Raw genomic sequence first — 14,298 nt, 5'->3', positions numbered from 1 at the left:
AAATGCACTTTTGATTGATTTTTGCGTCAAAGTGAGTAAACTTTTCGGGCTTTTTATATAACAACCGGACTCTATCCCTCGATGGAGTCTGGTTGTTTTGTTAACTAATGAGGATGTTATGGTAACAATTCGTTTATCTCGTGGCGGCGCTAAAAAACGTCCGTTCTATCAAATCGTTGTAACCGATAGCCGCAATGCGCGTGACGGTCGTTTCATCGAGCGTATCGGCTTCTTTAACCCGATCGCTACTGGTCAAGCAGAAGAACTGCGTTTAGACCTAGACCGTATCGAACATTGGGTTGGCTTAGGTGCAACTGTTTCTGACCGTGTTGCACAACTGGTCAAACAAGCTAAGAAAGTAGCTTAATCTGTCACGGTGGTAACAATGAGCACGCAAACTAAACTTCAGCCCCCAGCAAACCCAATTGTTTTGGGCAAATTAGGAGCTGCATACGGTATTCGTGGTTGGCTCAAAGTTTTTTCGTCCACCGAACATGCTGAAAGTATTTTTGATTATCAGCCTTGGTTTATCCAACGTTCTGGTCAATGGCAACATATTGAAATAGAAGATTGGAAACATCACAACAAAGATATCATCGTCAAGCTGAAAGGGGTCGAAGACCGTGATGCAGCGACATTATTGACCAACTTTGAAATTGCGGTTGATTCAACCCAACTTCCTGAGTTGGAGAATAACGAATACTATTGGAAAGACCTTATGGGTTGCCACGTAGTAACGTTAGATGGTTATGACCTTGGTACCGTTGTTGACATGATGGAAACCGGATCGAATGACGTTCTGGTGATTAAGGCAAATCTGAAAGATGCATTTGGCATCAAGGAGCGGCTGGTTCCGTTTCTTGATGGGCAGGTTATCAAGAAAGTCGATCTCTCCGCCCAAGTTATTGAAGTGGAGTGGGATCCTGGTTTTTAAATCTCCGATTAACGGTTTTTATGAGTGGGATAAATCATGTGGATTGGTGTAATTAGCCTGTTTCCCGAAATGTTCCGCGCAATAACCGAGTACGGGGTAACTGGTCGGGCAGTGAAAAATGGCTTGCTGACTGTTGAGTGTTGGAATCCTAGAGATTTTACGCACGATAGACATAAAACAGTCGATGACCGCCCATATGGTGGTGGTCCAGGCATGCTGATGATGGTGCAACCGTTAAAGGATGCGATTCGTACAGCAAGAACTGAGGCCGGTGATGGTGCAAAGGTCATTTATCTGTCACCACAAGGTCGCAAACTCGGTCAAGATGGGGTTTGTGAGCTGGCAACAAATGAGAAGCTAATTCTTGTTTGTGGCCGCTATGAAGGTATTGATGAACGGATCATTCAAACCGAAGTTGATGAAGAATGGTCAATCGGTGATTACGTTCTCAGTGGTGGGGAGCTCCCCGCAATGGTGTTGATAGACTCAGTCTCTCGGTTTATTCCTGGAGTTCTGGGGCATCAAGCTTCAGCTCAAGAAGATTCTTTTGCAGATGGCTTGCTGGACTGTCCTCACTATACTCGACCTGAAGTGCTAGATGGCATGCAAGTTCCTGAGATTTTACTTTCAGGCAATCATGCCAAGATTGATAGCTGGCGCATGAAACAATCACTTGGTCGTACCTGGCTTAGAAGACCTGAGCTTCTAGAAAGCCTAGCTCTGACTGACGAGCAGAGGATGTTGCTAGCTGAATTCCAACGGGAATATCAGGCTGAGCAATCAATGAATCCAGACAATTAATTGTCTACATATATCAGTTTACCTAGGGTAAGAGAGTTATTATGAGCAACATTATTAAACAACTTGAACAAGAGCAGATGAAGCAGGACGTACCTTCATTCCGTCCAGGCGACAGCGTGGAAGTTAAGGTATGGGTCGTTGAAGGCTCTAAGAAACGTCTGCAGGCATTTGAGGGCGTGGTTATTGCTATTCGTAACCGCGGTCTGCACTCTGCATTCACTGTTCGTAAAATTTCTAACGGCGAAGGTGTTGAGCGTGTATTCCAAACTCATTCACCAGTCGTAGATAGCATTACTGTTAAACGTCGTGGTGCTGTTCGCCAAGCTAAACTGTACTACCTGCGTGAGCGTTCTGGTAAGGCTGCTCGTATTAAAGAGCGTCTGAACGTTAAGTAATACGCTTTCGCTACATCCGAAAGTTGAGGCCCGCTTATAGCGGGCCTTTTTTATATTCGTCATATATTCGTCATATTTCGCGCTGTGGCGGTGTTGGCTTCATTCAGCCACACAGGTCACATACTTATGTATGCTCCCTGCGCTGTCTTCATTTTGCCACCTAGCCACAACTCGAACTATTTAGAATATATCACCCAATAAAATTATTTTTGTAAACATATGTTTACTAATTTATTCATTATATTCTCTTGAATATAAAATTTACCTCAGACTATTGTTTTAATTACTTTAAATTCAATTAGATATCATTATGTAATTTTTTATGTACATCAAATTGAGTTATTTTACAGTTTTGGATTGAAATCTTTACGATGCATGATATGTTATCTCTCACGCACCAAACACAAGATCGATAAATAACATCACTAATAAATAATAAGCTAAATAGGTAATCAAATGATCATGCAAAAAGATGTACTCAATAATGTGAATATTCAAGACGAGCAGGTTTTAATTACTCCTGAAAGTCTGAAGCAAAAATATCCATTGAGTCACAGCAATCTGCATGCCATTGCGACATCGCGTAAAGTAATTGCTGATATTATTCATCAGCGTGACCCGCGCTTACTCGTGGTATGTGGTCCTTGTTCAATCCATGATGTTGATGCCGCCATTGAGTATGGCGAGCGTTTGCAGAAACTAGCCGCTGAGTTAAGTGATAGCTTATATATTGTGATGCGTGTGTACTTTGAAAAACCACGTACAACGGTTGGTTGGAAAGGTTTAATCAGTGATCCATTTATGGATGGTAGTTTTGAAATGGAAAAAGGGCTACATATTGCTCGTGATCTATTAACTAACTTAGTCAATATGGGATTACCGTTAGCGACAGAAGCTCTCGATCCTAATAACCCACAATACCTAGGTGACTTATTCAGCTGGTCAGCCATTGGAGCGAGAACTACAGAATCTCAAACTCACCGTGAAATGGCCTCTGGTTTGTCCATGCCAGTTGGTTTTAAAAATGGTACAGATGGTAGCCTATCGACAGCAATAAATGCATTAAAAGCCGCTGCGATGCCACATAGATTTATGGGCATTAACCAATCTGGGCAAGTGTGCTTACTTCATACTAATGGTAATAAAAATGGTCATGTTATTTTACGTGGCGGAAAAACACCTAACTATGATGCTGAAAATATTGCGGCGTGTGAAGCTGAAATGAGAAAGGCAGGGCTTGAACCATCATTAATGGTGGATTGTAGCCATGGTAACTCAAACAAAGATTACCGTCGTCAGCCACTTGTTGTTGATTCAATTCTTGAACAAATTATTAATGGTAATGAATCAATTACAGGTATTATGCTTGAAAGCCATATTAATGAAGGAAGCCAAACATCTGAACAGCCAAGAGAAAACATGCAATACGGTGTTTCAGTTACAGATGCCTGCATTAACTGGGAAACAACAGAGTCCGTGCTGCGCAAATTGCATCAAGCATTATCACCAATGCTTGAACAGCGTGGGCAAAAATTAAGTAAAGTGAGCTGAGCAAGGTATTGGTATGTCTGTTGAATTATCCCATTTAAGGGAGCAAATTGATGAAGTTGATAAGTCATTATTAGATCTATTAGCTAAGCGGCTTCAACTAGTTGCGGAAGTGGGTGAAGTTAAAAGCCAACATGGATTACCTATCTATGTACCAGAGCGTGAGTCCAGCATGTTAGCCGCACGTAGAGCTGAAGCTGAACGTATGGGGATCCCTGCTGACCTAATCGAGGATATCCTCCGAAGGATTATGCGGGAATCTTATACGCGTGAAAATGATAAAGGGTTTAAAACACTAAATCTGGAAGCTGGCCCTATTATTATTGTGGGTGGAGAAGGGAAAATGGGGCGATTATTTAACCGCCTTCTGACGCTCTCTGGCTATCAAGTTAAGGTATTAGCTGAGCAAGATTGGCCTCATGCATCATCTATTGTTTCTGGTGCAAGTGTCGTGATCATCAGTGTTCCTATTCATTTAACGGTGGATGTGATTAACCAGCTACCAAAATTAGATCCAAAAACGATTTTAGTCGATATCGCATCAGTTAAACAGAAACCACTGGAAGCTATGCTTCAGGTACATAAAGGTCCCGTTCTTGGTTTACATCCGATGTTTGGTCCCGATATTGGTAGCGTGGCTAAACAGGTATTTGCATACTGTGATGGTCGAGATGCTGATGCTTACCAATGGTTCCTTGAACAGTTGCAAGTATGGGGCGCTCGATTAAAACAGATCAAGCCTAAAGAACATGATCGCAATATGAGCTTCATACAAGCGTTACGCCATTTTACAACGTTTACTTACGGGAAAAATTTGGCAGATGAGCAAGTTGATTTACAACAATTGTTGGATCTTTCTTCTCCGATTTACCGTTTAGAACTAGCAATGGTAGGGCGGTTATTTGCTCAAGACCCCCAACTATATGCGGATATCATTATGTCCTCGGACGAAAATGTAGAGTTGATCCGCCGCTATTATCGACTTCTAGGTCAATCGATTGAAATGTTGGAACGTAATGATAAAACCGAATTTATCCGACAGTTTACGCAAGTAAGCCAATGGTTCGGCGAAGATGCATATCATTTTATGAAAGAAAGCCAATCTTTATTACAAAGAGCCAATGACAATCGTAAATAACGTTTTTTCCCCTACTTCCTGCTTGGCGGTAGGGGAAATTACTCAAGAATTTTTCAAAAAAGCATCATAAATATCAATATTTATTTAAAATAAGTAATTGTACTTATAATCTTAGTTTGTCCCAAATGAGGCTATTTCTCATTTAACTTGCACCATAATCTCTCGTGCAATCACAAATCAATCAGTTTTAAATATTCATATTTGTAAATTGAGCGATTTATGTGGTAAAGATCCCTTATATTCTACCGATAACTCTAATCATTAAATGATGAATAGAGTGGTAAGTATATGTCTTTTCGAAATCTCAAAATTAGTGTGAAGTTAACTGTCGCATTTGGAGTTTTTATCGCTCTGATTGTTTTAAGCTCCCTATTTTCATTAGTGAATATGAATCGCGCTAATGAAAGTATGCAGACTATTATTTTCAAAAGTTATCCCATCACGGCAAATGCTAACTCGGTCATGGATAATTTTTATTCTTATATTGGTATTCAAGAGCTCATTTTATTAGATGACAGAGGTAGTGAGAAGCGCAAGGAAGAGTTGGTTAAAATCAGCCAAAATATTTCGGACTTACTGGATGAATTAGATCGAAGTATTACCGATAGTCGCTCTCGGGAAACCTTAGAAAATATTCATGAGGTGAGAGTTAAATTTCATGATTCGCAAAAACGAATGATGGAATTTATGAATCAAAACAATCGTCAAGCAGCGATAGAAGAAATGATGACCAAAACATCAGCAATCCAACGTGAGTATCGTGAACAGGTTCAAAATCTGATTGCAACTCAAAATATGCAGATGCAAGAATCGGGATACAAAGTTGAAGATGACTATAAACTGAATAGAACATTACTCGCTTTTCTTTCGATCATCAGTATTGTGGCGGGCTGTGTGATGGGCTGGTACATCACGATGACTATTACTCGCCCATTAGAACAGGCTGTTGATTTTGCAAAAGCGATTGCTAGTGGTGATTTAACACAGGATATCAAAGCACAATCTAAAGATGAAACCGGCATATTGCTAGATTCTCTCGGTAATATGAAAGAACATTTACTAGAGATCGTGCAAGAAGTACAAAATGGCTCTGAAAGCATCTCTGCAGCCGCTGGCCAAATAGTGGCAGGCAACCAAAATCTTGCTGCACGTACAGAAGAGCAGGCTGCTTCAGTGGAGGAAACGGCAAGCTCAATGGAGCAAATTACGTCCACAGTAAAAAACACCACTGAACATACCCATGAAGCAACTATGCTTGCGGATGATGCGGCTGTTATTGTTAAAAATAACGGTCAAATGATGAATCAGCTAACGGATAAAATGCGAACAATTAATGCATCTTCGCAGCAAATGACGGATATTATCAATCTTATTGATACGATTGCTTTTCAAACTAATATTCTTGCATTGAATGCCTCCGTAGAAGCGGCTAGAGCAGGGGAGCATGGACGAGGATTTGCAGTAGTAGCAGGAGAAGTTCGATTATTAGCACAAAAAAGTGCGGCATCAGCGAGCGATATTCGTGGCTTGATTGAAAATTCATCCTCCCAAACTCAAGAAGGAATGGAATTAGTTGAGCAAGCAAGTCAGCAAATCCATGGCATGATAGAGAGTGTTGATGAGATGAACGCGTTATTGCGTGAAATTGGTCAAGCCAGCCATGAACAGAGTGATGGTATTTCTCAAATCAATAGTGCAGTAGGGCAATTGGATTTAACGACTCAGCAAAATGCGAGTTTGGTTGAAGAATCGGTTGTTGCAGCAGGTTCATTGAATGAGCAAGCATTCCATCTACAGGAATTAGTTAATTACTTTAAACTCTCTTCTTCTCCTCTTAAGTCATAGTAGATTAATAACTAACACAGGCAGATTGCCTGTGTTAGTTATCTGAAATTTTATGGTGCTATTTTTTCTGGCTCAACGGGAACCACGTTTTCTGATGGGTAACAGCCAAGGATTTTTATTGACCGAGTAATTTCTGCTAGCTCTTTTAACGCTTGTTGCAGATTATCCGAACGTAAGTTGGCATGAACATCCACATAAAACATTTCTTCCCAAGGCTTACCATTGATTGGGCGCGATTCTAATTTACTCATCACAATCTTATTATTTTTTAAGATAATTAAGGCATCGACTAAAGCCCCTGCTTGTTGACCGGTAGTCATTAATAATGTTGTTTTTGCTGGGACTTGCTCAGTTACGTCGATAGCTTTTGGTGCCACAACAATAAAACGAGTCATATTAATTTGCTGATTAGCAAGATTGTGTTCAAGTACCTCTAAGCCATATAGCAATCCACCAGCTTCGCTACCTAAAGCTGCAACATTCGGTGAGTTATGCTCTGCAACTTTTTGCATTGCAGTTGACGTACTATCGCAATATTCAATTTTCCAATGAGGAAATTGAGATAAATATTGGCTGCACTGCTGGAAAGGTTGGGGGTGGCTATAAACAATTTCTATTTTACTCAGATCGCTATTTTTAGTGGTAAGTAAGCAGTGATTAATTGGAAGACGGATCTCACCAACGATTGATAAAGACGTATTTTGCAATAAATCGTAAACATCGTTAATTGCCCCGGAGCTAGTATTTTCAATGGGTAAAATACCGTAATCAGCTTGACCGCTTTCTACTAATGAAAAAATATCTTGGAATTTATGGCAGCTACATTCAACGAGTTGGTCAAAATGGCGAGCAGAATACTGACGAGCAGCGACATGAGAGTAAGAACCTTTGGGACCCAAAAAGGCAAAGCGTGCTGTATCACTAGGCGTAAGATTTAAATGTTTCTGTAAAATAGTCTGCTGAGTGAGGACGGAATCCTCGATAATCATTTGGAATAATCGAGTGATATAGAAACCATCAAGGCCTAGTGGCTTGCCTTTATTGATCAAAGCATCGAGTAGCTGACGTTCACGTTCTTTATCGCGAATAGGTCGATTATCATCAATTTTGGTTTCTGCAACTTCAATGGCATAACCTCGACGTTTTGCGAGAAGTCCAAGGAGTTCGCTGTCTAACTGGCTAATTTTCTCACGCACTTTCAGTAAATTAGTACTATTTTTCATTCTGCGCCCCTATCAACATCAGTGAATAAAAAAAGCCCCCAAAAGAGGGGGCTTTAAAATTTTGTCTTCTTTTTTTTCTCGAACGACAAAAGCCCCTTAATAAGAGTGGCTAAAGAAGAAAAAGAAAACAAAATTTAAATTCATTACAAAATACCTTTAAATAGAAGTCACTCAAATAGACATGATAGTGAAGGGGATGTCAACAAAAAATAGCAATCAACGTAAAAACGCGCCCATGATGAGCGCGTTTGGAAAGTTTCAAGATAAGTGGATTGATAATATAAAAATACAACGTAACTACTTAAACGTAACTGATTATAACGTAACTAGATTCGCTTCTTTTACACTATTACATGCCCTTCTTGATTCTCCTTTATGTTGCACTTTATTTAACTGTCTTTCGAGCTTATTGATTAGTTCATTTATTGCAACGTACATATCTTCATGCTTAGCAGTTGCTACCAATTTTCCGGTAGCGGTTTTTATGTTGGCATCAACCATAAAACCTTGGGGCTCTTTTGATAACACCACATGAGTGTTAATTAGGGAAACTTGCCATTTATCGAGTTTTGTTAGACGGTTCTCAATGTGTTCACGAATTGCTGGGGTAATGTCCATTTGTTTGCTAGTAATATTAACTATCATATAGTTACCTCTCATTGTTTCCGTCTTTAATGACTTCAGAATACCGAGTTATAACAATAAAAAAATGACATAGATCACATTTAAATCATGGGGTAGGGATCACTCATCCGAAGTGTGATTTTGACTAAGAAAGGGGGCTAAAAGGATTGCCAAAATAGATAAATTGAGGGAAACTGACAGAGTTGACTATAGATACGGTGAATAGTCGGTGCTTCTTTTGGGTTAAAAATTAGGGTATTAATTATAAATGAAAAATAGTCACATTTTTCATGAGGATAGTACCCAAAAATGAAAACAGCAGCCTAGGCTGCTGTTTGTGATCTTAACGGAGCCTATTGGTTAGCCGCAAGAATGCTTGCTACTTTATTTGCTTCGTTATCTAAGCCCATTTCTTTATAAGCAATTTCCATGTAAGTCAGTGCCTTACGAGTTGCTTCAGTATCTGGGTAATCTCTTAGCATCTGTTGAACACGATTAACAACCGCGACATAAGCCCCACGTTTGTTGTAATATTCAACCACAGAGAGATCGAATTTAGCTAAACGATCTTTTAAATAGACTAAGCGTTTACTCGCATCATTTGAATATTGGCTATTTGGATAATAACGGACTAATTGGCTAAGGTCTTTGAATGCAACTAATGCATGTTGAGGATCTCGGTCAGATCGGTCTATACCAAAGAAACCTTGTAACATACTGTCATCTAGCGCCATTGCTGTTAGGCCGCGCATATACAGTACATAGTCAATATTTGGATGGGTTGGATTTAAACGCATGAAACGGTCAATGGTTGCTATCGCCATTGGTAGCTCAGCTGATTTATAATAAGCATAAATCAGGTCTAATTGTACCTGCTGGGCATATGGACCAAACGGGTAGCGGTTATCAAGCGCTTCAAACTGTTTAATAGCCGCGCTATAGTTACCGTCCTGTAATTTTTGCTGACCCGTACTATAAATTTCAGCTGGGGAGCTATCGGGGCTGACTTCGTTATTGCTGGAGCATCCGGCAAGAGCCAGGCTCAACGTGGCAGCTGCCACCAGATATTTCATACGTATCATCACGTGTAGGTTATCCTCTGACTGTATCAAGGGAGCCTATCCGAAGGCTCCCGGCAAAATTCGAGTTACAATAGCACACATTTTAAATGAAACGGCAGCGCCGTCAAAATACAAACACTAAAAAGTAGATTAATTTATGGCTCAACAAGTACAACTTAGTGCAACCATCGCTGAATCACAGCTTGGTCAACGTTTAGATCAGGCTTTGGCCGAATTGTTCCCTGATTATTCACGTTCTCGAATAAAAGAATGGATTTTAGACGATAGAGTGCAGGTTAATGGCAAAGTTATCAATAAGGCAAAAGAAAAAGTTTTAGGTGGCGAACAAATTTCAATCGATGCTCTTATTGAAGAAGATACTCGTTGGGAGCCTCAAGATATACCTCTTGATGTTGTTTATGAAGACGAAGATATCCTAGTTATCAATAAACCACGAGGTTTAGTTGTTCATCCCGGAGCAGGTAACCCAGATGGAACCATCTTGAATGCGTTGTTATACCGTTATCCTGAGATTGCGGATGTGCCGAGAGCAGGGATTGTTCATCGCTTAGATAAAGACACAACTGGCCTGATGGTTGTAGCAAAAACAGTTCCAGCACAAACGCATTTAGTTGACGCTTTGCAGCGTAGAGAAATAACTCGAGAATATGAGGCTGTTGCGGTAGGTCGTATGACCGCAGGGGGAATGGTTGAAGAACCCATTTCACGTCACCCAACGAAAAGAACTCATATGGCGGTTCACCCAATGGGGAAACCCGCAGTAACTCATTACCGGATTATGGAGCATTTCCGTGCACATACCCGTTTACGCCTGCGCTTAGAAACAGGAAGAACGCACCAAATTCGTGTGCATATGGCACATATTAATCACCCACTAATTGGTGACCAGTTATATGGCGGTAGACCTCGTCCATTGAAAGGTGCCACGGAAGAGTTCTTTGAGGTAATGCGCAAGTTTGATAGACAAGCTTTACATGCAACGATGCTGCGCTTATATCATCCAATTTCGGGGATCCAAATGGAATGGCATGCACCATTACCTGATGATATGGTGGAGCTAATCAACGCATTAAAAGCGGATGCTGAATTACATAAAGACAACATGGACTGGTAATGAATACATTGATTTTCCCTGAATGGCCACAGCCAAAAAATATTTCAACATGCAGTACTACTCGCTTAGGTGGTGTCAGTCAGCCACCTTTTGATAGCTTAAATTTAGGCGATCATGTTGAGGATTTACCTGAAGCTGTCAGTGAAAATCGGCGTCGTCTCGAAGTGCTTGCTCAATTACCACAACAACCTGTGTGGCTTGAGCAAGTACACGGAACTCATGTTTTACATCTGAATGGTGAATATATTGAAAATCGCCAAGCGGATGCGGTGTATACCGATAAGGTTGGGCAAGTCTGTGCAATTATGACGGCTGACTGCCTACCCGTATTATTTTGTAGCCGTGATGGTAAAGAGGTAGCAGCTGCGCATGCGGGTTGGCGAGGACTGTGTGATGGCGTACTCGAAAATACAGTGGCACAGTTTAAATCTCCACCCCATGAAATCATGGTATGGCTTGGGCCTGCAATTGGTCCTGAAAAATTTGAGGTTGGGGCTGAGGTTAAATTGGCATTTATTAATCAGTCGGCCGAATTAGTTGAGGCATTTGTTCCTCATCAAGATAAATACCTTGCAAATCTCTATTTATTAGCCCGTAAAAAGCTCGAAGCCGTGGGAATCTCCTCTATTTATGGTGGTACTTTCTGCACCGCTAGTGAAGAAAATAGATTTTTTTCCTACCGACGTGAGGGTAAAACAGGGCGAATGGCATCACTTATATGGATAAATACTTAGATATTAGATTAATGTTTCAAATTAAAAGATATTGCAAAAATAATCCATTCTAAAACTTGAATCCCCAAAAACAGACCGCATCTTATCTTCAGTAGCAAGTTTAACTTATTCTATTGGAGGTGTTATGCGTCTGGACCGTTTAACTAATAAATTCCAGCAAGCTCTCGCTGACGCCCAGTCATTAGCCCTTGGGCGCGAAAATCAGTTTATTGAACCAATTCATTTATTAAGTGCTTTATTTAATCAAGAAAATGGCACCGTTCGTCCATTGCTGACGACGCTTGGTGTTAATGCCATTGAATTTAAACAAAAAATTGAAGATGTATTATCTCGGTTGCCACAAGTACAAGGTGTTGCTGGGGATGTTCAACCATCAAGTGATTTAATGCGTCATTTGAACCTATGTGACCAGCTGGCTCAGAAAAATGGAGATGAATTTATCTCCTCAGAATTATTTTTGCTCGCTGCTTTAGAAGCCAATACAACCCTTGCCGATATGTTGAAAGCGGCGGGTGTGAATAAAGATAATTTGAAAAAGGCGATAGAACAGATGCGTGGTGGAGAAAAAGTGAATGATCAAAGCGCTGAAGACCAGCGCCAAGCCTTGAAAAAATATACTGTCGATTTAACTGAACGAGCAGAGCAAGGCAAATTAGACCCAGTGATTGGTCGTGATGAAGAAATTCGTCGTACCATCCAAGTATTACAGCGTCGTACCAAAAACAACCCAGTGTTAATTGGTGAACCAGGTGTTGGTAAGACTGCAATTGTTGAAGGATTAGCTCAGCGTATTGTTAATGGTGAAGTGCCAGAAGGCTTAAAAAACAAACGTGTTTTATCACTGGATATGGGCGCTCTGATTGCAGGGGCAAAATATCGTGGTGAATTTGAAGAACGTTTGAAAGGTGTTTTGAATGACCTAGCTAAGCAAGAAGGTAATGTCATTCTGTTTATCGACGAATTGCATACGATGGTTGGCGCAGGTAAAGCCGATGGTGCGATGGATGCCGGTAACATGTTAAAACCAGCACTGGCACGTGGTGAATTACATTGTGTGGGTGCGACAACATTAGATGAGTACCGTCAATATATTGAGAAAGATCCGGCGTTAGAGCGTCGTTTCCAAAAAGTATACGTGGCGGAACCCTCTGTTGAAGATACCATTGCAATTTTACGTGGTTTAAAAGAGCGTTATGAATTGCATCACCATGTGCAAATTACAGACCCTGCAATTGTAGCGGCGGCGACGTTATCCCATCGTTACATTACAGACCGTATGTTGCCAGATAAAGCTATCGACTTAATCGATGAGGCTGGTGCAAGCTTACGTATGCAAATGGATTCTAAGCCAGAATCTTTAGATAGACTAGAAAGACGTATTATCCAATTAAAGTTGGAGCAACAAGCTCTGAAAAAAGAGTCCGATGATGCGAGTAAAAAACGTCTTGAAATGTTAGAAGAAGAGCTGGCGGAAAAAGAGCGTGAATACTCCGCATTGGATGAAGAATGGAAAGCCGAAAAAGCATCATTAACAGGTACACAGCACATTAAAGCTGAATTAGAAAATACGCGTATTGAAATGGAAAAAGCACGTCGTATGGGTGATTTAGCTAAAATGTCTGAACTGCAATATGGCCGTATTCCTGAGTTGGAAAAACAGCTAGAAGCTGCGACTAAGGCCGAAGGTAAAAGCATGAAGCTTTTACGTAACAAAGTGACTGATGTTGAAATCGCGGAAATTTTAGCTCGCTGGACAGGAATCCCAGTCTCTAGAATGCTGGAAAGCGAAAGAGAAAAATTATTGCGTATGGAGCAGCAATTACATCAACGTGTAATTGGGCAGGACGAAGCTGTTGTTGCTGTATCGAATGCTATTCGTCGTAGTCGTGCCGGTTTATCTGATCCAAACCGTCCAATTGGCTCCTTTATGTTCTTAGGTCCAACTGGGGTAGGTAAAACAGAGCTGTGTAAAGCGTTAGCAAACTTCATGTTTGATAGCGACGATGCGATGGTTCGTATCGATATGTCCGAATTTATGGAAAAACATGCAGTCTCTCGTTTAGTGGGTGCACCTCCAGGATATGTTGGATACGAAGAGGGTGGCTATTTGACTGAAGCGGTAAGACGTCGTCCATACTCAGTTATTTTATTGGACGAAGTTGAGAAAGCACATCCAGATGTATTTAACATTTTATTGCAAGTGCTGGATGATGGACGTTTAACTGATGGTCAAGGTAGAACGGTAGACTTCCGTAATACGGTTATCATCATGACATCAAACTTAGGTTCTGATCTCATCCAAGAACGATTTGGCATGATTGATTATTCAGAAATGAAAAATATGGTGATGGAAGTGGTATCCCATAACTTCAGACCTGAGTTTATTAACCGTATAGATGAAGTTGTTGTGTTCCACCCATTAGGTAAAGAGCAAATTGCGAATATTGCAAATATTCAATTGGCTCGTTTGTATAAACGTTTAGAAGAGCACGGTTATGAAGTGACAGCAACGGCTGCAGCATTAGAAAAAATTGGTGAAGCAGGCTTTGACCCAATCTTTGGTGCCCGTCCGTTGAAACGTGCAATTCAGCAAGAGATTGAAAACCCACTGGCACAAGAAATTCTGTCAGGTAAATTGATTCCGGGTAAACCAATTACTCTGGATGTTGAAAATGATGAAATTGTGGCAAAACAGTAATTAGGTCATAGATATTATGTTCATCAATTCAAATTAAATCGAAAGGCGGCTGATAAAGCCGCCTTTTTTATCATTAAAACAGCCGAAAAAGGCCTATTTTGATGGATAATTGCTCTTAAAGTATAAACGGTGAGCAATTGAATATTATTTTTCAAAAAACAC

The 14,298-nt window shown here is 40.6% G+C and carries 13 protein-coding genes and 1 other annotated feature; of the genes, 10 read left to right on the top strand and 3 right to left on the bottom strand.

The genetic code is table 11. From position 1 onward, the window contains the following. Positions 1 to 118 precede the first annotated feature (118 nt). The 7 genes from rpsP to PR761_RS06900 all read left to right on the top strand — a co-directional run bounded on the left by rpsP (position 119) and on the right by PR761_RS06900 (position 6,661). Positions 119 to 367 (top strand): 30S ribosomal protein S16, encoded by a 249-nt coding sequence (rpsP, locus tag PR761_RS06930; RefSeq protein WP_006815602.1) that lies wholly within the window; start codon positions 119 to 121, stop codon positions 365 to 367. Positions 368 to 385: 18 nt separating this feature from the next. Further along, complete coding sequence (gene rimM, locus PR761_RS06925) at positions 386 to 934, top strand: ribosome maturation factor RimM (protein ID WP_006815601.1); 549 nt, start codon at positions 386 to 388, stop codon at positions 932 to 934. 36 nt (positions 935 to 970) lie between these two features. Then, on the top strand, positions 971 to 1,735 hold the full coding sequence (gene trmD / locus PR761_RS06920; protein ID WP_006815600.1) for a tRNA (guanosine(37)-N1)-methyltransferase TrmD: 765 nt from the start codon (positions 971 to 973) through the stop codon (positions 1,733 to 1,735). Positions 1,736 to 1,776: 41 nt separating this feature from the next. After that, a complete protein-coding gene (gene rplS / locus PR761_RS06915; protein WP_006815599.1) occupies positions 1,777 to 2,130 on the top strand; it encodes a 50S ribosomal protein L19 in 354 nt (117 codons plus the stop codon). A gap of 456 nt (positions 2,131 to 2,586) precedes the next feature. Further along, positions 2,587 to 3,681: a 3-deoxy-7-phosphoheptulonate synthase gene (locus PR761_RS06910; RefSeq protein WP_006815598.1), complete on the top strand. Its 1,095-nt coding sequence runs from the start codon at positions 2,587 to 2,589 to the stop codon at positions 3,679 to 3,681. A 13-nt stretch (positions 3,682 to 3,694) separates the two neighbouring features. Then, positions 3,695 to 4,816: a bifunctional chorismate mutase/prephenate dehydrogenase gene (gene tyrA, locus PR761_RS06905; RefSeq protein ID WP_115164040.1), complete on the top strand. Its 1,122-nt coding sequence runs from the start codon at positions 3,695 to 3,697 to the stop codon at positions 4,814 to 4,816. Between the two features lie 288 nt (positions 4,817 to 5,104). Then, positions 5,105 to 6,661 (top strand): methyl-accepting chemotaxis protein, encoded by a 1,557-nt coding sequence (locus PR761_RS06900; protein ID WP_154611267.1) that lies wholly within the window; start codon positions 5,105 to 5,107, stop codon positions 6,659 to 6,661. Between the two features lie 50 nt (positions 6,662 to 6,711). On the opposite strand, the gene pheA is transcribed toward PR761_RS06900, so the two are convergent. From pheA to bamD, 3 genes are all read right to left on the bottom strand, one after another. Continuing rightward, positions 6,712 to 7,884: a bifunctional chorismate mutase/prephenate dehydratase gene (pheA, locus tag PR761_RS06895; RefSeq protein WP_006815595.1), complete on the bottom strand. Its 1,173-nt coding sequence runs from the start codon at positions 7,882 to 7,884 to the stop codon at positions 6,712 to 6,714. A gap of 25 nt (positions 7,885 to 7,909) precedes the next feature. Further along, positions 7,910 to 8,029, bottom strand: a sequence feature (Phe leader region). A gap of 170 nt (positions 8,030 to 8,199) precedes the next feature. After that, positions 8,200 to 8,529, bottom strand: a complete 330-nt coding sequence (raiA, locus tag PR761_RS06890) for a ribosome-associated translation inhibitor RaiA (protein ID WP_039855530.1) — start codon at positions 8,527 to 8,529, stop codon at positions 8,200 to 8,202. A gap of 332 nt (positions 8,530 to 8,861) precedes the next feature. Continuing rightward, positions 8,862 to 9,590 (bottom strand): outer membrane protein assembly factor BamD, encoded by a 729-nt coding sequence (bamD, locus tag PR761_RS06885; protein WP_006815593.1) that lies wholly within the window; start codon positions 9,588 to 9,590, stop codon positions 8,862 to 8,864. Positions 9,591 to 9,726: 136 nt separating this feature from the next. On the opposite strand from bamD, the gene rluD reads away from it, so the two are divergent. The 3 genes from rluD (at position 9,727) to clpB (ending at position 14,136) form a co-directional block, all read left to right on the top strand. Further along, positions 9,727 to 10,704: a 23S rRNA pseudouridine(1911/1915/1917) synthase RluD gene (gene rluD, locus PR761_RS06880; protein WP_006815592.1), complete on the top strand. Its 978-nt coding sequence runs from the start codon at positions 9,727 to 9,729 to the stop codon at positions 10,702 to 10,704. Beyond that, positions 10,704 to 11,438 (top strand): purine nucleoside phosphorylase YfiH, encoded by a 735-nt coding sequence (gene yfiH / locus PR761_RS06875; protein ID WP_006815591.1) that lies wholly within the window; start codon positions 10,704 to 10,706, stop codon positions 11,436 to 11,438. Before rluD ends, yfiH begins: the two co-directional genes overlap by 1 nt. A gap of 124 nt (positions 11,439 to 11,562) precedes the next feature. Continuing rightward, positions 11,563 to 14,136: an ATP-dependent chaperone ClpB gene (gene clpB / locus PR761_RS06870; RefSeq protein ID WP_006815590.1), complete on the top strand. Its 2,574-nt coding sequence runs from the start codon at positions 11,563 to 11,565 to the stop codon at positions 14,134 to 14,136. Positions 14,137 to 14,298: the final 162 nt, after the last annotated feature.

It is taken from the genome of Providencia sp. PROV210, from assembly GCF_028479445.1.
Lineage (GTDB): Bacteria > Pseudomonadota > Gammaproteobacteria > Enterobacterales > Enterobacteriaceae > Providencia > Providencia rustigianii.
Note: the sequence above shows the minus strand (reverse complement) of the source record. Positions and strands in the feature narration are given on the sequence as shown.

What these genes read in the sequence shown, in the direction of transcription:
- rpsP (WP_006815602.1), top strand. Translation starts at nt 119, where the DNA reads ATGGTAACAATTCGTTTATCTCGTGGCGGCGCTAAAAAACGTCCGTTC.
- rimM (WP_006815601.1), top strand. Translation starts at nt 386, where the DNA reads ATGAGCACGCAAACTAAACTTCAGCCCCCAGCAAACCCAATTGTTTTG.
- trmD (WP_006815600.1), top strand. Translation starts at nt 971, where the DNA reads ATGTGGATTGGTGTAATTAGCCTGTTTCCCGAAATGTTCCGCGCAATA.
- rplS (WP_006815599.1), top strand. Translation starts at nt 1,777, where the DNA reads ATGAGCAACATTATTAAACAACTTGAACAAGAGCAGATGAAGCAGGAC.
- PR761_RS06910 (WP_006815598.1), top strand. Translation starts at nt 2,587, where the DNA reads ATGATCATGCAAAAAGATGTACTCAATAATGTGAATATTCAAGACGAG.
- tyrA (WP_115164040.1), top strand. Translation starts at nt 3,695, where the DNA reads ATGTCTGTTGAATTATCCCATTTAAGGGAGCAAATTGATGAAGTTGAT.
- PR761_RS06900 (WP_154611267.1), top strand. Translation starts at nt 5,105, where the DNA reads ATGTCTTTTCGAAATCTCAAAATTAGTGTGAAGTTAACTGTCGCATTT.
- pheA (WP_006815595.1), bottom strand. Translation starts at nt 7,884, where the DNA reads ATGAAAAATAGTACTAATTTACTGAAAGTGCGTGAGAAAATTAGCCAG.
- raiA (WP_039855530.1), bottom strand. Translation starts at nt 8,529, where the DNA reads ATGATAGTTAATATTACTAGCAAACAAATGGACATTACCCCAGCAATT.
- bamD (WP_006815593.1), bottom strand. Translation starts at nt 9,590, where the DNA reads ATGATACGTATGAAATATCTGGTGGCAGCTGCCACGTTGAGCCTGGCT.
- rluD (WP_006815592.1), top strand. Translation starts at nt 9,727, where the DNA reads ATGGCTCAACAAGTACAACTTAGTGCAACCATCGCTGAATCACAGCTT.
- yfiH (WP_006815591.1), top strand. Translation starts at nt 10,704, where the DNA reads ATGAATACATTGATTTTCCCTGAATGGCCACAGCCAAAAAATATTTCA.
- clpB (WP_006815590.1), top strand. Translation starts at nt 11,563, where the DNA reads ATGCGTCTGGACCGTTTAACTAATAAATTCCAGCAAGCTCTCGCTGAC.